The 18,123-nt window shown below is 62.6% G+C and carries 17 protein-coding genes; 9 read left to right on the top strand and 8 right to left on the bottom strand.

What is annotated here, in order from left to right:
- Window positions 1–20 precede the first annotated feature (20 nt).
- Window positions 21–1,016 (bottom strand): aldo/keto reductase, encoded by a 996-nt coding sequence (locus HGI46_RS15395; RefSeq protein ID WP_168904982.1) that lies wholly within the window; start codon window positions 1,014–1,016, stop codon window positions 21–23.
- Window positions 1,017–1,040: 24 nt separating this feature from the next.
- Window positions 1,041–1,868 carry an SDR family oxidoreductase gene (locus tag HGI46_RS15400; RefSeq protein WP_168904983.1) on the bottom strand — a complete coding sequence of 276 codons (828 nt, stop codon included), beginning with the start codon at window positions 1,866–1,868 and terminating at the stop codon, window positions 1,041–1,043.
- 142 nt (window positions 1,869–2,010) lie between these two features.
- Here HGI46_RS15400 and HGI46_RS15405 point away from each other — a divergent pair, with 142 nt between their 5' ends.
- Window positions 2,011–2,952 (top strand): LysR family transcriptional regulator, encoded by a 942-nt coding sequence (locus HGI46_RS15405; RefSeq protein WP_168904984.1) that lies wholly within the window; start codon window positions 2,011–2,013, stop codon window positions 2,950–2,952.
- 184 nt (window positions 2,953–3,136) lie between these two features.
- Here the strand turns inward: HGI46_RS15405 and HGI46_RS15410 are convergent, their stop codons facing one another.
- Window positions 3,137–4,138 carry an AraC family transcriptional regulator gene (locus HGI46_RS15410; protein ID WP_168904985.1) on the bottom strand — a complete coding sequence of 334 codons (1,002 nt, stop codon included), beginning with the start codon at window positions 4,136–4,138 and terminating at the stop codon, window positions 3,137–3,139.
- A gap of 135 nt (window positions 4,139–4,273) precedes the next feature.
- On the opposite strand from HGI46_RS15410, the gene HGI46_RS15415 reads away from it, so the two are divergent.
- From HGI46_RS15415 to HGI46_RS15450, 8 genes are all read left to right on the top strand, one after another.
- Complete coding sequence (locus HGI46_RS15415; RefSeq protein WP_168904986.1) at window positions 4,274–5,251, top strand: quinone oxidoreductase; 978 nt, start codon at window positions 4,274–4,276, stop codon at window positions 5,249–5,251.
- Window positions 5,252–5,262: 11 nt separating this feature from the next.
- Complete coding sequence (locus HGI46_RS15420) at window positions 5,263–6,111, top strand: TauD/TfdA family dioxygenase (protein ID WP_168904987.1); 849 nt, start codon at window positions 5,263–5,265, stop codon at window positions 6,109–6,111.
- A gap of 37 nt (window positions 6,112–6,148) precedes the next feature.
- Window positions 6,149–7,213, top strand: a complete 1,065-nt coding sequence (locus tag HGI46_RS15425; protein WP_168904988.1) for a 3-keto-5-aminohexanoate cleavage protein — start codon at window positions 6,149–6,151, stop codon at window positions 7,211–7,213.
- Complete coding sequence (locus HGI46_RS15430; RefSeq protein ID WP_168904989.1) at window positions 7,210–7,764, top strand: alpha/beta hydrolase; 555 nt, start codon at window positions 7,210–7,212, stop codon at window positions 7,762–7,764. The genes HGI46_RS15425 and HGI46_RS15430 overlap by 4 nt, the downstream gene beginning before the upstream one ends.
- Before the next feature lie 22 nt (window positions 7,765–7,786).
- Window positions 7,787–9,073, top strand: a complete 1,287-nt coding sequence (locus HGI46_RS15435) for an MFS transporter (protein ID WP_168904990.1) — start codon at window positions 7,787–7,789, stop codon at window positions 9,071–9,073.
- Window positions 9,074–9,076: 3 nt separating this feature from the next.
- Window positions 9,077–10,072, top strand: a complete 996-nt coding sequence (locus HGI46_RS15440; RefSeq protein WP_168904991.1) for a putative sulfate exporter family transporter — start codon at window positions 9,077–9,079, stop codon at window positions 10,070–10,072.
- 96 nt (window positions 10,073–10,168) lie between these two features.
- Window positions 10,169–12,532: a TonB-dependent receptor gene (locus HGI46_RS15445; RefSeq protein WP_168904992.1), complete on the top strand. Its 2,364-nt coding sequence runs from the start codon at window positions 10,169–10,171 to the stop codon at window positions 12,530–12,532.
- Between the two features lie 203 nt (window positions 12,533–12,735).
- Entirely contained in the window at window positions 12,736–13,368 is a 633-nt protein-coding gene (locus tag HGI46_RS15450; RefSeq protein WP_168904993.1) for a tyrosine-type recombinase/integrase, read from the top strand.
- 266 nt (window positions 13,369–13,634) lie between these two features.
- On the opposite strand, the gene HGI46_RS22140 is transcribed toward HGI46_RS15450, so the two are convergent.
- The 5 genes from HGI46_RS22140 to HGI46_RS15470 all read right to left on the bottom strand — a co-directional run bounded on the left by HGI46_RS22140 (window position 13,635) and on the right by HGI46_RS15470 (window position 18,066).
- Window positions 13,635–13,937 (bottom strand): hypothetical protein, encoded by a 303-nt coding sequence (locus HGI46_RS22140; protein ID WP_346766756.1) that lies wholly within the window; start codon window positions 13,935–13,937, stop codon window positions 13,635–13,637.
- Window positions 13,919–14,164 (bottom strand): hypothetical protein, encoded by a 246-nt coding sequence (locus HGI46_RS22145; protein ID WP_240946812.1) that lies wholly within the window; start codon window positions 14,162–14,164, stop codon window positions 13,919–13,921. Before HGI46_RS22145 ends, HGI46_RS22140 begins: the two co-directional genes overlap by 19 nt.
- A gap of 282 nt (window positions 14,165–14,446) precedes the next feature.
- Window positions 14,447–15,928 carry a CapA family protein gene (locus HGI46_RS15460; RefSeq protein WP_168904994.1) on the bottom strand — a complete coding sequence of 494 codons (1,482 nt, stop codon included), beginning with the start codon at window positions 15,926–15,928 and terminating at the stop codon, window positions 14,447–14,449.
- Window positions 15,929–15,993: 65 nt separating this feature from the next.
- Window positions 15,994–17,373: a sensor histidine kinase gene (locus HGI46_RS15465; protein WP_168904995.1), complete on the bottom strand. Its 1,380-nt coding sequence runs from the start codon at window positions 17,371–17,373 to the stop codon at window positions 15,994–15,996.
- Between the two features lie 24 nt (window positions 17,374–17,397).
- Entirely contained in the window at window positions 17,398–18,066 is a 669-nt protein-coding gene (locus tag HGI46_RS15470) for a response regulator transcription factor (protein ID WP_168904996.1), read from the bottom strand.
- Window positions 18,067–18,123: the final 57 nt, after the last annotated feature.

The following is an 18,123-nucleotide window of genomic DNA, read 5'->3' on the forward strand; positions in this document are numbered from 1 at the left end:
CCTGCCGGACATCGTGCCTATCAAAGGCCTGTCGCTGCCTCACCAGCCGGAGTGTAACGCGCTCCTTCCACGCTGACGGTCGCCAGGAGAGCTTCAATCTCGGCAAGATCCTCACGCGAGAGGGCGATGTCTGCTGCGCCGAGGTTTTCCTCGAGCCGATGCAGCCTGGTTGTGCCAGGGATCGGCACGATGAAGGGCGCTTTGGCCAAGAGCCATGCGAGCGCGATCTGCGCAGGGGTCGCGCCACGGTCAGCCGCGATTTTCTTCACAAGGTCCAGCAACTTCAGGTTGTGAGCGAAGGCTGCGGCCTGAAAGCGCGGCAGGGTGCCGCGGAAGTCGCCTTGGGCCACCTGCTCGGCGCTGGCGATACCGCCAGCAAGGAAGCCCTTGCCGAGCGGGGAATATGGCACAAGGCCGATGCCGAGTTCACGGCAGGCGTCGAGAATACCGTTTGTCTCCACCTGCCGCGTCCACAACGAGTATTCGTTCTGAAGTGCCGCCACGGGCTGCACCGAGTGGGCGCGCCGCACCGTGGCTGCGCCCGGCTCCGACATGCCGAAGTGCTTTACCTTGCCCTCGGCGATCAGGTCTCGCACGGTTCCCGCCACGTCCTCGATTGGCACCTTGGGATCGACGCGGTGCTGATAGAACAGATCGATCGCATCGACACGCAACCGCTTGAGCGAGGCATCGCAGACGCGGCGGATCTGTTCGGGGCGGCTGTCTACGCCGCGCATTGCGCCACTGTCGGGGTCGATATCAAAGCCGAACTTGGTCGCGATCACGACTTCGTCGCGGAACGGTTCAAGCGCTTCGCCGACCATGTCCTCGTTGGTCCAAGGGCCATAGACTTCGGCAGTGTCGAAGAACGTGACGCCACGTTCGAAGGCTGCGCGGATCATGGTAATGCCATCAGCGCGCGACAGCTTGTTGCTGTAGCCGAAGTCGATGCCCATGCAGCCATAGCCGAGGGCGGAAACGGACAGGCCAGATTGGCCCAGAGTGCGATTATGCATAGCTCAACTCCTTGAGAATGAGGTTCAACCGGGCAGCCGGATCTTGCCCGCAAACATCGCGGCGATGACGCCGCCGTCGATCAGCAGATCGGTGCCGGTCACGAAGCCGGCATCCGGTCCAAGCAGCCATGCGCAGGCGAGCGCGATCTCTTCAGGCGGCGCCATCCGGCCGGCAGGCGACGCATCGACCATCGCCCGGTAGCCATCGCCGATTGGCGATGAAAGTTCGTGGCGCGCGAGCGGGGTCACCACTATGCCGGGACTGATCGCATTGACCCGCGCGCCCCGGCTTCCCCATGACAATGCCGCCGCCCGCACCCGCAGCGCGTTGGCTTGCTTGGCCAGGCAATAGGCGACCATCGAATCCGGCACGCACTCACGCCCGAGGAACGGCAAGGCAAGCAGGTCATCGGCGGGCGTGAAGGCCAATGCCTGTTCCTGATCAGCTGGAAGCTGGGGCAGCATGTGGCCGGCCATGCTCGAGACGATCAGGCCCGCCCCGCCGGGTGCAATCACGCTTTCGAAAACCTCGAACACCAGAGCCGAGCCATAGAGATCAACTTCAAGCACCCGCTCGGGCCCAGCCATGTTGGGTGATACACCAGCGGTGTTGACGACCTGAACGACCGTGCCAAGGGCGGCCGCCCGTGTAGCCAGCGCTTCGACAGACTGGCGCATGGTGGTATCGACCGGCTGCGTTTGCACCTGATAGCCGGCATCGGTCAGGCGCTGTGCGGCCGCTTCGAGGACGGCCGCGTTGCAATCTGCCAGCAGCAGCTTGCGGCCGAACCCTTGTCTGCGTGCGATTGCCTCGCCGATACCGCCTGCGCCGATGATGACTACAACGTCCATGGATCACTCTTCCTGCTCGAGACCGGCATTCTTCTGCCCTGCTTGCCGCCAGCAGCATTGCATCTTGAAGAGGAGCATAGACCAAGTGATTATTGCCGATTAGACATGTCTTTTTGCATGAACCTATATCGAAACGAGATAAATGATGCGCGATGAGCTGGGCGATCTGTCGACGTTTCTGATCGTCGCCGAGGAGCGCAGCTTCACCCGTGCGGCGGCGAGGTTGGGAACGTCGCAATCGGCGATCAGCAATGCCGTGCGCCGGTTGGAATCCCATCTCGACATCAAGCTGCTTGCGCGCACAACGCGCAGCGTGAGCCCGACACAAGCTGGAGAGCAATTGCTTGGCACCCTGCGGCCAGCACTGGGCGACATCCGGCAGCAGCTCGCCTCGCTGGCCCAGCTACGCGAGCGTCCCTCGGGCATGGTTCGCATCACCACCAGCCGTCACGCCGCGCAAACGGTCTTGTGGCCGGCAGTCGACGCGGTGCTGGCCCGCTATCCCGAGATTCAGATCGAACTGTCGATCGATGGTGCTTTGACCAACATCGTGGCGGACAGGTTCGATGCCGGTGTGCGCTTGGGCGAGAGCCTGGAAAAGGACATGATCGCGGTGCGCATAGGCCCGGACCTGCGCATGGCCGTGATCGGTGCGCCCGACTACTTTGCCAAGCATGCGCCGCCGAAAACGCCGCGTGACCTGATTGCGCACCGCTGCATCAACCTGCGCATGGCGACCCGCGGCAATCTCTATGCGTGGGAGTTCGAAAAGGCGGGGCAGACCCTGAACGTGCGCGTGGAGGGGAGTGTGATCGTCAATGACAGCGCTCTGGCGATCGAGGCGGCACTGGCTGGTCATGGCCTCGCCTGTGTGATCGAGGACGACGACCTGCGCGCACACCTTGCATCTGGGCGACTGGTGCGCTTGCTTGCTGACTGGTGCCCGCCTTTTGCCGGCCATCACCTTTACTACCCCGACCGGCGTAATCTCTCGCCCGCGTTTCGCGTGCTGCTGGAGGAGTTGCGTGCGAGGGCTCGGCAAGAAGGCTCGCAGCGTCGCGAGCAAAGCATTACGCGTGAATAAAAAATTTGGGTCAGGCTAAGCTACGTTCGCCAAGTGTCGCTCTTGGCTATTGTGCCACCGCTAGGCTCGTCGGAATGACAGGTGGGCTTGGATCACGTTAATCGAGTGAAACGTTACAAACTTGAATGAACGACCGCTCTCGACCCCATGCTTCGGCCCGCTGAACGTCGCTTTTCAAGGCGGCTTAAGAAAAAGACCGGGCCTTCCTCGGGCTTTCTCCAAAAGTCGCGCCATGCCAGCGAGTGAATGCGCCAATAGAGCTATAGCCTAGCAGTTCCGCAACGTCGGTTATTCGCATCCGAGGATTGGCAAGATATTGCACGGCAAGGTTCATGCGGGCGCTGTGGAGGAGCGTGCTGAAGCTGGTTCCTTCGGCGTCCAGTGCCCTTTGCAGTGTCCTGACCGTCATGCCCAATGCGGCAGCACAGCCCTGGATGCTCGCACGGCCCGATGGCATCAGGAGCTGGATCAATTGGCTGACGTCCTGCGCAACCGTGCGGTCAACCGGGCTCATGACCGCTTCGAGCAATTGCCGAGCGTGGCGGGCCAACTGGTCGTCCGCCTTGGTGTTGGGTCGGTCAAGATCGGCGATTGGCAGGACGATGCCGTTGAATTCACTTCCGAATTGCGGCCTGCAATGGAACACCCGGCTGAAGATCTGCAACTCCGCCGCAGGGGGGGCATCATGCGTGAAGCAGACCATGCTTGGCGACCACAGATCACCCAGCACGCTGCTGCAAAGGCGCGCAAGCACGCCAAGCGCCAGATCGTTTGACTGCCGCGATGGTTCAGGCCGGCGAAGCTGGAAGTCTTCGCGCAGGATCACGTCCTCCCCGTGTTCCTCGAAATGCAGCACCAGCGTCGAATTGATGCGCGAGCGAAACTCGGCCAAGGCCGAAAGGGCCTGCCGCAACGTAGGTTGATGGGCGATCAGCAGGCTCGTCGCGCCGAGGTTGGCGAGCGATCGGCATTCGGCCATGCGCAAGCCCAATGTGACGCAGCCCGTCATCGCCGCACTGCGTTCGAGCAGACGGATGGCTGCCTGTGCCGGGATCAATTGTTCGGGGTTCACCAGCAGATCGGGCGAGAGCCCCTGTTCGCGCAGGAGAGGCCGCGGATCGACGGCGAACCCGGCCATCGTTTCCATGTAGCCGGTCAAGGCCGCCACCCGGACATGCTCTGCCATGGCCAGTCTTCCCCCGCATCGCCCGACTTGGCGTCGAATGGGAAAACAATGTCATGAAATGTGAAAAAGGCAAGCGCGGGCCGCTCTAGGTCCAAGACAACTGCACAGGCAGAAGTTTTGGGGAGAGATGCTGCGATGGCCAAGGCTGTCCGCTTTTACGAAACCGGTGGGCCCGAGGTTCTCAAGCTTGAGGACGTCCATGTCGGCGAACCCGGTCCGGGCGAAGTACGCATCCGCCACGCGGCGGTCGGGTGCAACTTTGCCGATACCTACTTTCGCTCGGGGTACTATCCGGTGCAGCCGCCCTGCGGCATCGGCGTCGAAGGCGCCGGCACCATCGTCGCTCTCGGCGCTGGCGTAACCGGCTTCGCTGTCGGTGATCGGGTGGCCTACAACGGCAGCCCGCTGGGCGCCTACAGCACCGAACGGGTGATGCCGGCAGCGCCTCTGTTCAGGCTGCCCGACACGATCACCTTCGAGCAGGCCGCTGCCTCGACCATGCGCGGCCTTTCGGCGACCTACTGGCTGGTCAAGGCCAACCCCTCGATCAAAGCGGGCGATACGATCCTGTTGCACGCTGCGGCGGGCGGAGTCGGCTTGCTTGCGGTCCAGCTTGCCAAGCTGCTCGGCTTGCGGGTGATCGGCACCGTCTCGAGCGAGGAGAAGGCCGAAAAGGCGCGCGCCATGGGCTGCGACGAGATCATCTTCTACCGTCGCGAGGACGTGGCCGCGCGGGTCAGGGACCTGACCGGCGGCCAGGGCGTGAGCACCGTGTTCGACAGCGTCGGCAAGGACACGTTCGAAGGCTCGCTCAAGTCCTTGAAGCGGCGCGGCGTGCTCGTCGGCTGCGGCACCGCTTCCGGCCCATTTCCGCCGATCGATGCCTTCCAGCTGATGCTGCAGGGCTCGGTCTACTTCACCCGCCCTGCCTTTGCCGATTATTACGCCGATCCCGCCGAGCGTGCCGAACTGGCATCGCTTTGGTTCGGCCACCTCGCCGCAGGGCGGATCAAGGTCGAGATAGGTCAGAGCTATGGCCTTGCCGATTGCGTCGAGGCGCATCGCGACCTCGAAGCCGGGCGCACCATCGGCTCGTCGATCTTCGTGGTCTGAGGAGAAATTCCGTGCGGATCGATAAGCTTACCACCCATATCGGCGCGGAACTGGTCGGCGTGAACCTGGCCGACGCGGTTCACGACGACGCCCTGTTCCGCGTGATCCGCGTGGCGCTGCTCGAACACAAGGTGCTGTTCCTGCGCGATCAGGATTTCGACCGCGCCACCCACGTCGCCTTTGCCGAACGCTTCGGGTCGCTCGAGGACCACCCGGTGGCCGGGAGCGATCCCGACCACCCCGGTCTGGTCAGGATATACAAGGACGAGAACTCGCCGCCTGACTTCTATGAGAACGCCTGGCACTGCGACGCGACCTGGCGCGAAGCCCCGCCCCTGGGCTGCGTGCTGCGCTGCATTGCCTGCCCTCCGGTAGGCGGCGACACGATGTGGGCGAACATGGCTAGGGCCTATGACGATCTGCCCGCCAACGTGAAGCAGACCATCGCCCCGCTCAAGGCGCGCCATTCGATCGAGGCTTCCTTCGGCGCGCGCATGACCGAGGCAGAGCGTCACGACCTGAAGGCGCGCTTCCCCGATGCCGAACACCCGGTGGTCCGTACCCATCCCGAGACGGGCGAGAAGGTGCTGTTCGTCAACGGTTTCACCACCCACTTCACCAATTACCACACGGCACAGAACGTGCGCTACGGGCAGGACTATGCCCCCGGTGCCGCCAACCTGCTGCAGTATCTGATCGGCCGCGCTTCGATCCCCGAATACCAGGTGCGTTGGCGCTGGCAGCCCAACTCCGTCGCGATCTGGGACAACCGTTCGACCCAGCACTACGCGGTCATGGACTATGCGCCCACCGTGCGGCGCATGGAACGCGCCGGGATCATCGGCGACCGCCCTTTCTGAACACCCATCAACGACAAGAATTCCAAGGAGAGATCCGATGCAGTTCCTCGACGACTCCCTGCTCCCCCGCAATCAGGAAAAGCTGGTCATCACCGTGGCGCCCTATGGCCCGGAATGGGCGCCCGAGGACTTCCTCGAGGACATTCCGGTGACGATGGACGAGCAGGTCCAGAAGGCGGTCGATTGCTACAATGCCGGTGCCACCGTGCTCCACCTGCACTGCCGCGAGCCTGACGGCCACGGTTCGAAGCGCCTGTCGATGTTCAACGAGATGATTGGCAAGATCCGCAACGCCGTGCCCGAGATGATCATCCAGGTCGGCGGCTCGATCTCCTTCGCGCCCGAAAGCGAGGAAGAAGGCGCCGAGGCCAAGTGGCTCTCGGACGAAGTGCGCCACATGCTCGCCGAACTGACGCCCGCTCCCGAGCAGGTCACGATCGCCGTCAATACGACGCAGATGAACATCATGGACCTGATGCACGAGGAGGAATACGCGCAGACCTCCATCGCCAATCCGGCGCTCTACCACGCCTATCGCGAGATGGTCGTGCCCGCAGGTCCGCAGTGGGTGGAAGAGCACCTGCGCCGCCTCACCGGCGCCGGCATCCAGCCCCACTTCCAGCTGACCTGCATGCCCGATATGGAAACGGTCGAGCGCCTGATCCGCCGCGGCCATTACAAGGGCCCGCTCAATCTCACGTGGGTCGGCATCGGCGGCGGCTTCGACGGGCCGAACCCGGCAAACTTCATGGAATTCATCCGCCGCGCGCCCGATGGCTCGACGGTGACGCTCGAAAGCGTAATGGGTAACGTCCTGCCAATCAACACCATCGCCATCGCGCTCGGCATGCATGCCCGCTGCGGCATCGAGGACACCATATACGATCCACACGGCAACAAGATGGGTTCAGTCGCGCAGATCGAACAGCTTGTCCGCATCAGCCGCGAACTCGGCCGCGAAGTGGCCAACGGCGATGAGGCGCGCGCCATCTACAAGATCGGCACGCAGTACAACTCGACCGAGGAAACGCTCGCCCGTCTCGGCATGGCGCCCAATCGCGAACGTGGCCAACTCGCCGTCCCTATCCGCGAAGTCGCATGACGGCGACGGTCCTCTTCGTTCCGGGCCTGCGCGATCACGTGGAGGACCACTGGCAGACGCACGCGGCACGGGCCATTCCGGGCTCGGTCACGGTCGAACCGCTGACCGAAGACCGCCTGAGCCTTGCCGCGCGCGTTGCCGCTTTGGATGCCGCGCTCAACGCGATCGAGGGCGAAGTGGTGATTGCCGCCCACAGCGCCGGGTGCCTGATGGTGGCGGCATGGGCACGCAATCCGACGCGCGCAGTGCGCGGCGCGCTGCTGGCGACGCCTGCCGATGTCGAGAATCCCCTGCCACCGGGCTATCCCTCGCTGGAGGACCTGACGGCCAAGGGCTGGTGCCCGATCGCCCGGGAACGCCTGCCATTTCCGGCAATCGTCGTGGCCAGCAACAACGATCCGCTGGGGCCTTTCGACCGCGTGGCGGAACTGGCGCACAGCTGGGGCGCGCGGCTGCACGATGCGGGCGAAGTCGGGCATCTCAATCCCCCTGCGGGCTATGGGCCGTGGGACGAGGCCCTGCCGTTGATCATCAAGGTCGCGGCGGGCTAAGCGACGGATCGGGGAGCGAAAAATGGCAGGGCCGATCAGCATCGAGAACGGGCAGGAAGGCCCTGCAAGCGCCAGCGCCTACAGCTGGATCGTCTTCGCGCTGAGCTTCGGCCTGCTTATCTCGGACTACATGGCACGACAGGTGCTCAACGCCGTATTCCCACTGCTCAAGGCCGAATGGAGCCTGAGCGACGGACAACTCGGCCTGCTTTCGGGCGTCGTTGCGGTCATGGTCGGCCTGCTGACCTTTCCGCTCTCGCTCGCTGCCGATCGCTGGGGCCGCGTTCGCAGCCTTGCCCTCATGGCGGTGCTGTGGAGCCTTGCCACCCTGCTCTGTGCCGTGGCGAGCGGGTTTGGCGAAATGCTGGTGGGCCGCGCTCTCGTCGGTCTTGGCGAGGCCGCTTATGGCAGCGTCGGCATCGCGGTGGTGATCAGCGTGTTCCCGCAACGTCTGCGCGCGACGCTTGCCGCTGCATTCATGGCGGGCGGATTGTTCGGGCAGGTGCTCGGCGTGGCCGTCGGCGGCACGATTGCGGCAAGCCACGGCTGGCGCAGCGCTTTCATGGCTATCGGCATTGCCGGTCTGGTGCTGGGTCTGCTCTATCCGTTGCTGGTGAGCGAGCGCCGTATCCGGGCGATGACCCGGCAGACAACCGATCAGGACAGCTGCGATGGACCTGCCAGGTCCGCCCCTTTGCGTGCGCTTGTCCGCAGCCGCTCGGTCCGCCTCGCCTACCTCGGAAGCGGCCTGCAGATGTTTGCCGCAGGTTCACTTCCTGCCTGGCTGCCCAGCTTCCTCAATCGCAACTACGGCTATGCAGTCGACCGTGCCGGGCAAGTGGCCGCGCTGCTGCTGCTGGCGTGTGGCGCGGGGATGATCCTGTGCGGAGTGATCAGCGACCGTCTCGCGCAGCAGCGGCCCGAGCGCAAGATCACCCTCGCCATGACCTACAGCATCGGCACGGCTGCGTGCCTCGCACTCGCCATGGCACTGCCACCCGGCCTTGCACAACTTGTCCTGATTGGCCTTGCCATGTTCCTGGTCGCCGGAACCACCGGCCCCGCCGGAGCGATGGTCGCGAACCTGACTCCGCTTGCCATCCACGGCTCGGCCTTTGCCACGTTGACGCTCGCCAACAACCTCGTCGGGTTGGCGCCGGGACCGATCCTGACCGGTCGCATCGCCGACGCCGTGGGGTTGGTCGGAGCCTTCCGCCTGCTGCCGCTGCCCTGCATCGCGGCCGCGCTCGTCTTTGCGGCCATGCGCCGCAGCTATCTTGCCGATCTGGCCACCGCCAAGGATACCTGACCCATGCAGACCCTGACCAGCCGTGCCCGGGCGCTCGCGCCGGGGCTCGGAGTCGCGCTCGTCATCGCCGCAGCGGCTACCTTCCTGTCGGAACACTACACCGCTCCGGTCATGCTCTACGCGCTGCTGCTGGGCATGGCGTTCAACTTCCTGATGGAAGGCGAACGCACGCGCCTTGGCATCGAGTTCGCTTCAAAGGCGCTGCTGCGCACCGGGGTCGCACTGCTCGGCATGCGCATCGGCTGGGCGCAAGTCACGGCGCTCGGCTGGGGACCGGTTGTCATGGTGTTGCTGCTAGTCGCAGTGACGATCCTCGCCTCGATCCTGCTCGCCAGACTCATGGGCTTCAACCCCCTGTTCGGCTTCCTCTCGGGCGGCGCGACGGCGATCTGCGGTGCATCGGCCGCGCTCGCAATATCCGCCTCGCTCCCCGCCCATGAGCGCAAGGAGCAGGCGACGCTGTTCACGGTCATCGGCGTCTCGGCCCTGTCGACGCTCGCCATGATTGCCTATCCGGTGATTGCCCACGCGGTCGGGCTCGACAACCGGCAGGCCGGCGTGTTCATCGGCGCGACGATCCATGACGTCGCGCAGGTCGTCGGCGCCGGTTACGCGATCTCGCCCGAAGCCGGGGACACTGCGACCATCGTCAAGCTGCTGCGCGTGGCCATGCTCCTCCCGGTGATCCTCGTCGCCGGGCAGATCACCCGGCGTCAGGCGACCGAAGGCACAACCCGCCCGCCCCTGCTGCCATGGTTCGTCGCGGCTTTCATCGGTCTCGTCGTCCTGAACAGCGTGGTCGCGATGCCCGAGGCCGTCACCGACGGTGCCAACGATCTTTCGCGCTGGTGCCTCGTCACCTCGCTCTCGGCGATCGGCATGAAGACGCAGCTGGGCGATATCGTGAAAGTCGGGCTCAAGCCCGTCGTGCTGATGCTGATCGAGACGGCGCTGCTGGCAGCGATGGTCCTCGCGATCCTGCATCTCCACCTCGTGTGACACGAAATGCAAAATCGCTGTCATCTATTGTGAAATAACGCGCGGGTCTCCCGGGTATCAGGGTGGCAACAACGGGAAATTGGGGAGGATACTGAAATGACCACCGGACACCTGCGCCTTTGCGCCAGCGCGCTTGCCATCCTTGCTGCGGGCACGACCATCGCCCACGCGCAGGACAGCGCAAGTGACACCGCCAGCGAAGCACCCGCCAACGGCGAGATCATCGTGACCGCGCAGAAGCGCGCCGAAAGCGTCCAGAGCGTGCCGATCTCGATTGCAGCCTTCAGCGGCGCCAGCCTCGACAAGCAGAACGTCGTGACCGTGCTCGATCTCGGCAAGGTGGCGACCAACTTCCAGACGGTCCGCTCGTCCAACACCGGTTCGACCCGCATCGGCATCCGTGGGGTCGGCTCGCTCGCAAACACCCTGATCGAACCCAGCGTCGCGGTGTTCGTCGACGGCGTCTACGTGCCGCGCTCGGGTTCGGTGCTCGGCGCGTTCCTCGATATCGAGGGCGTCGAAGTCCTGCGCGGGCCGCAAGGCACCCTGTTCGGCCGCAATGCCAGCGTCGGCGCGCTCTCGCTGCGCAGCGCTCTGCCCAAGGGCGAGTTCAGCGGCGAAGTCAGCGGCGAGATCGGCTCGTTCGACCGCTACAAGATTTCCGGCAACCTCAACCTGCCGCTGACCGAGAACGTCGCCCTGCGCGTCGCCGGCATGGGCCAGTGGTTCAAGGGCCCTTGGATCAACAAGCTCGATGGCAAGCATTACGGCGGTTCGGACGACGTGTCGTTCCGCGGCACGCTCAAGGCCGATCTCGGCAACGTCGAATGGATCCTGCGCGGCGATTACACCCGCCTCGATGGCGATGGCGTCGCCAACTTCGATTTCGATCCCAACTCGGTCAGCGCCGCACGCCTTGCCTTCATCAAGGCCGCATTCAACGGCGGGCCGGACACCAACCTCAACGACCGCGTGATGAACCAGTCGATGGCGACGGGCCTGATCGATGAGAACTGGGGCATCTCGAGCACTGCCTCGCTCGAACTCGCGGGCGGCAGCACATTGAAGCTGATCAACAGCTACCGCGTCTGGACCAACGACCAGCTCGATGGCGACATCGTCTACTTCCCGGTCAGCCTCGCCTCGCGCCGCAGCCTGTTCGATTCGAAGAGCCAGAACCACGAGTTGCAGTTCATCTCGCCCGAGAAGGAATGGCTCGGCGGCAAGTTCGACATGGTCGCAGGCGTCTATTACTTCGAGGAAGACTTCGCGCTGGGCGAACAACTCAACCTGGGCACCGCCTTCTGCGGCGTGCTCGTCCCTGCTGGCCCTGCACGCACCGCTTGCGGCAACTACTACGCCGTGAACAACGGCGTAGCAGCGACCGACCAGGACGTGTTCCAGAACGTCAAGAGCTTCGCCGCCTACGGTCAGGGCAATCTGCACCTGTCCGACCAGCTGACCCTCACGCTGGGCGGCCGCTGGACCACCGACAGGAAGCGCGGCACTTATGCCCAGGCCTCCAGCCCCTTCACCCAGACCCTGCGCGCTACCGAGATGCTGACCTTCCCCGGCATCAGGGAGAACCGCTTCACCTATCGCGTCAGCCTCAACTACAAGCCCAGCGACGACATCCTCGTCTTCGCCAACCACTCGACCGGCTACAAGTCGGGGGGCTACAACTCGGGCGGCGGCACGCCGTCGCTCTCGGTGGTCGACGGCAACGGCAACCTCGTCTCGACCAAGCGGCTGTTCACGCGTGAGACGGTCAAGAACTACGAACTCGGCATCAAGTCGGCATGGCTGGATCGCAAGGTCCGCGCCAACGTCACGCTTTACCGCATGGACATCGGCGGTTTCCAGGACCGCGCGTTCGATGGCGTCAGCTTCATCGTCCGCAACGCCGGCAACTTGCGCCAGCAGGGCGTCGAAGTGGACCTGACCATCGCGCCCAGCCGCGATTTCTCGGTCACCGGCTCGGTCGCCTATCTCGACTCCCAGTTCACCGATTTCAGGACAGCTTCGAACCTGCCTGGCCTGCCCGGTACCCAGGACCTGACCGGCAAGCCCAACACCTTCTCGCCGAAGTGGTCCGGCAATGTCGCGGTCGACTGGGGCACGGACCTTGGCCAGAGCGGGATGCGCCTCGCCGTCAACGGCACGATGTCATTCATCTCCAGCCAGTTCGTCGGCACGGTGAACGACAACAATCCACAGTCACTGGCGGCGCCCTATGCCCTGCTGGGCGGTCGCATCTCGCTGAGCGGCGCGGATGATCGCTGGACCCTCTCGGTCTTTGCACGGAACCTCGCAAACAAGCACTATCGCCCGCTGTCGGTCTACCAGCCACTGGGCGGGGCACTGGGGCTCAACAATACGGTCTTCCCCGGCAGCACCGCCAATCGCGTCTCAGCCAGCGAGCCGCGCATGTTCGGAGCAGCCGCAACTTACCGTTTTTGACGACTGTCTGTCGATTGCACCCTCAGTCGAAACTCCCAAGGAACGAGAGTTGTGTAGAGCGAGGTACGCGACTGCCGGCATTTTTTCAGCCGGTTGCGAGCAAAGCCGCACCCGGCTGACCACCTGTGACGCAGAACCCATGGTGGTTGATGAAGGCTACGTGGCAAAGTCTCCAAGGCCGTCAGGCCTACAGGAGAATCGTCATGGGATATTCAGATCTTGATGCTGCCGTGCATGATCGGCCGCCTTGGAATGCAGGGCAAAATGTTGGCCCGAAACGCCCTTTGCGCAGGCGAGACATCTGGGCAATTCGCTTCTATCTCGACGAGCACAAACGCCTTCGCGACCGCGCGTTGTTCGACCTCGCCATCGACAGCAAGCTTAGGGGCTGCGATTTGGTGAAGCTCCGCATTGGGGACGTTGTAAGCGGCGGACACATCAGAAACCGTGCAACCGTGATCCAGCAAAAAACGGGCCGACCTGTCCAGTTTGAAATCATGACTGAAACGCGAGCTACGCTAGAACGCTGGCTTGAACGAAGAGGCGGGCGACTCAACGATTTCGTGTTTCCAAGTCGGATCGATTATCTCGGCCATCTTAGCACGCGGCAATACGCACGGCTCGTCGATGAATGGGTGTCGGTGGTCGGCCTCGACAGGCGAGACTATGGCACACATTCGCTTCGACGAACGAAAGCGTCCTTGATTTACAAATCGACCGGAAATCTGAGGGCGGTCCAGATCCTGCTCGGACACACGAACATTCAGAACACCGTTCGCTATCTCGGTGTCGACGTGGACGATGCAATAACACTGTCAGAGCGAACGGAGATTTAAACTCTTGGCAATTGGGCCTGTGGGGGATCGGCAGGCCCGACTATCGATGAACGAATGGCAGCAATCAATAAAAGGAAATCGACAACGGAATGACCGAGTTTGCGGCGGCATTTGCCGGTCCGCTGGCCGGCTCCACAGCGACAGCGGACTCACGCCTACGGTAAGGCAGCAGCCAACCAGTTCAGGCCGTTACGCAGCGCATTCAGAATGTCAGGTGGGGACGAAAGCTGCAAGTCGCCAGTCTTAGGTTGGGGGAACGATGCTGACTAGATTGATGACGCAGCGATATAGGTGCCCATCACGATCACCACAATTGCAAAGCCTCGTTCGAGCAGACCCTTGTGCGTGCCCAGAACCTTGACTGGCGCGCTACTGCCGATCGTGCCGAAAACTCCGCCGGCGATCGGCAGCGCGGTCACGTCCCGATCGACCAGCTCTAACATAGCATAGAAGGTTGCGGTAGTCAGCCCGAGCGCACTGACGATAACCAGCGATGTTCCGGCGGCGAACGGCAGCGGCATGGCAATTGCCAAGATAAGCTCAGGGATTATCAGAAATCCGCTCGCAATTCCGAATAAGCCGGCAGCAAGCCCGACCGCAGCCCAGTCGGAATTAGGCGCGGCAGCAGCGTGGCGGCGCTGTCGCGAGTCAGCCGCACATTGGACGCCTCGGCCGTGCGACGTTTGCGCAGCATCGACAGACCAACGCCGATCATCAGGAGTCCGGACAGGAGGAAGAGTCGTTTGCCGTCGAACGCCTTGCCCAGTTCGCCACCCAGCGCCGCGCGGACCCCCAAGCCGTCACTCCGTATACAACAGGCGGTGGGTGCTTCACACCCCCGGGAATGCGGGTACGAGCGTGGTCACGAGAGCACTGGAAGTGGCAGCGGTAGTGCACCCTCGCTCGACAAGACCACATCCAAGCTGTGGCTATCACTGGGCCTCGCAGCAGACCGCGCCTGTCGACATGCACGATATTGCAGAAACGATCAGCCAATTTGATCCTTACGGAAGTGTGTGCCCATGCCGAGACGCGTGGCGTGCTCAGGCATGCGAAGATTTAATGGTGACCACGCGCCCTATCTTCTTCGCTTGACGGAAGGGGTAATTAGCTGATGGGCATCTTGCGGGATGCGTATGATTCCGATCCCACCCGAAATTTCGATTTTGGTTCCGAATGGCGCCGAAAACCTCTGCACGTCTTGCAAAATGCGATTTGCCATTTCGGGGGAGGGCGTTTGTGGAATGCTCGAGCGCGACCAAGGGACCTTTGCATGGTCGACGCCGAGGTCCACGGGATAGATACGAATTTCCGCAAGCCTGCCCTTGTCGTACTTTGCCTGAGCGACGTAGGCGACAAGGTTGATGTACTGCTGCAGCCAGTCATCGCCTAGCTCGTTGCGCTCGATGTTGGTGAGGCCCTCGGGATTCGGTGGGCTATCGTCTGAACCAAAGCGCTGCACCGCAAAGTTGCCGGGATTGTAGAAGATCGGCCGCCCCTTGTAAATCTCGATCCCCTGCATCGTATGGTTGCCGCTGCCGACAAACATGTCGGCACCGTTGTCGATTAGTTCTTTGGCCAGAGTCTTCACGTAGTCTGGTGGATAATGGTCCTGTGAATAGGCCTGAAACGCATAGCGGTTTTCGTGGATGTGCGTGGTGAAGACCACGAAGTCGGCATATTCCTTGGCATTGCGAACGGCGAGGATCTGTGACTGACGGTCTGTCTCGTTCATCTCATAACGAAACTCGCCAGGCTTGTCGGCCACCATGTAATTCTTGCCGAAAAGGTTCAGTCGTCCAGGGCGGTCTTTCGGCAAGGGTCCCGGACGCGCCACGTCGGCTTCGTTGCGCCGCACCATGATGGAATCACGTATCGCAACAAGCTGGTCGAACTGTTCCTGCGTGACTGTCATCCATTGCGTCAGTCGCAAGGGATTGAGGCCAGCTTCCTCTCCGTAGTCGTTACCAACCTTGTTCTGGGCAATCGGCTCGGTTCCGACAGGTCCGAAGGGAAATGCTGCCACCATGGCCACTCTGCCTTGGGGGAGTTCCTGAAACGCGGGCTGGCGGGCAATCGACAGGTTCGGGCCATAGCCCGGGCGCTTAATGCCCGCAGCATCGAGAAATTTCATTGTCTCGATCTGTTCGTCCGGCCCGCCGTCCGCCTCTCCGGGAGCGACAAGATCAAAGCCGAGGTCGGCAATGTCGGCGGCAAGTTCCTTGGGTGCCCAGTTGTTGCGATAGCCGTGCGATCCCGCCCAGGTCTGGCGATCGACCAGATAGACTTCCAGGTTGCCGATCGTGGTGTCGGCACCCTTGAGGACCGCCTTGATCGCCGGGCTGATGCGCTTGCTGGCCGGTTCCTGGAAAAGGAGATCGCCCGTGACGGCAACCGTGTATGTGCCATCCATCTTGTTGCGCAGTTCGTTCTGAAGGTCGCGGTAGTCGAAAGTCGCCGGATCAGGCATGGTCCGTGCGGGCTGGGCTGCAGCATTGCCTGCTGAAATAGCACATGTTGCGGCCAGCAACACGGCCGACCGACGCAGATTTCTGGCCATGGTTCTGTGGCATCCTATCCAATGTTCTTTCGAAACTGCTAGTTCACTACACTTTCGCCAACCTTTCATGCCTTGGGCAGGAGCGGGAAACGAACGCGCACAAGGAGTCCCCGGCCGGAAGAGCCCTCTGCAAGCTCGACGATCGCGCCGACAGAGTTGGCGAGTGACTTCACGATTGCGAGACCAAGCCCGCTTCCGTCAGAGGATTTGTCCCGGCTCAGACGGTAGAACCGGTTGAAGACCAAGGACCGCTGGTCTTTCGGGATGCCGGGGCCATCGTCTTCGACCTCCACTATGGCCATGGTCTCTGCGCGAAGGCAGCGCACCATGACTTTGCCGCCAGGCGGAATGTATTGGATCGCGTTGTCAACGATGTTTCCGATAACTTCAGAAACGACAACCTGATCGCAAGCGACAGGGAGGTAAGGCGCGCCCTCCATCGTGATGTCGATGCCCTTCTCAACTGCCCGGGGGGCATGCTCTGTTGTTACAGCCTTGACTGTCTGCACCAGATCGATGGCCTCGTGCGCCATCGCCTGCAGAGGCTGCGTGTCATCAGACCGAGCCAGTGACAGCAACTGGCCGAGTAACTTCTGCAAGCGGCGCGCGGCCAGATCCACCTCCTGCAGAGCTGACGCACCGTCAGGATGGTTCGTGCCAAGGCGGCGCACGAGCATGAGATGCGTGCGGAGGGCTGTGAGAGGGGTGCGCATCTGGTGTGATGCATCACCGGTAAAGTCGCGGACCCGCTTAATCGAGGCGTCGAGCCTTCCGAGCAGAAGGTTGAAAGTGTTGACCAGTCCGCGCAGCTCTGTTGGCACGCCTTCCATTTCCAAGGGCTTGGCGGCGGGTTGTTGCGGGCTGCGCTGTGCGATCTGTTCCTGCAGTCTGGTAAGAGGCCGAAGACCCCAGCGGATCGCAGGCTTGATTAGAAGTGCCGCCATGATGACCAAAAGGGCGGCCGCAAGTATTAGTCGCATCAGCATCGCCCGAGTCAGAGCTTCACGCTCGTCGAGCGTTTCGGCCACTTCCACATAGACCGGCGCTGCATGACGCGGGAGATATCGGGCCTGCGTGGCGACCCTCACGCGCTGTCCTAGGTAGGTGTCGTACCTGAATTCGGTATCCACAGGGGCGGTGCGGCCCGGCGCATACCGGGGAAAATCTTGGTAACCGGTGACTGTGTGTCCGCCCGTATGGACAGTATAATACACATTGTCACGAGCGGCATCTTCCAGCATGCCGAATGCGCCCGGCGGCACTTCAAGTGTGATCCTTTCATTTTCGATTGCCACAGTTTCTGCAATCGCGCTGACTGAAGCGCGCAGGACCCGGTCAGAGGTGCGCTCGGCGAATCCCTGAATGTACCAGCCGCCACCAAGGACGATCATGAGGGCGAGCACGGTAAGCGAAGAGGCAAGCAGGATCAGCTGTCGGTTGGCCATGGACCAGTTTCGGGAGTGCACCATTCACTGTAAGTCCATCATGTAGCCCAAGCCCCTTAATGCCCGGATGGCCGGCCCCGCAGGACCGAGCTTCTTGCGCAAGCGCGTAATGTAGACCTCGACGGCGTTGGTCCCGACCGGATCGTCATAGCCGAAGACTTCGGCAACAAGCCGGTCCTTGCCGACGACCTTGCCTGCACGAGATGCGAGCGCGTAGAGCACGGCCCATTCACGCCGCCGCAAATCTACCGGCGATCCGTTTATCATCGCGGAACAGGAGGATGCGTCGCAAGTCAGGGCCCCGATCGTTATGACCGGGGACGCTTGGCCCAGCGAACGGCGGATCAGCGCACGCACATGTGCAAGCAATTCCTGCTCGTCGAACGGCTTTCCGAGATAATCGTCGGCACCAAGATCAAGCCCCCTGATCCGATCGCCGCGTTCGTCGCGCGCCGTGAGGATGAGAACTGGCACGGTTCCACCGCGCAAGCGAAGTCTTCGCAACGCCTCAAAACCATCAATTCCCGGCAGTCCAATGTCGAGAATGAGGAGGTGGTAAGGCTCGTCCGGCTCGATCTCCAACGCCTCTTCGGCGGTTACCGCAACATCGACGGCATAGCCTTCGTTGCGCAGGAGTGATGCGAGCCCCCTCGCCAGCGAACTGTCGTCCTCTACAAGCAGGATGCGAGCCATGTGCGTAGGTTTCCGATCGTGAAAGGCTGACGAAAGCCAAGAAGTCTAATCGCCAGG

Origin of the sequence: Novosphingobium sp. ERW19 (genome assembly GCF_012641315.1) — a bacterium.
In the GTDB taxonomy this organism is placed as follows: domain Bacteria; phylum Pseudomonadota; class Alphaproteobacteria; order Sphingomonadales; family Sphingomonadaceae; genus Novosphingobium.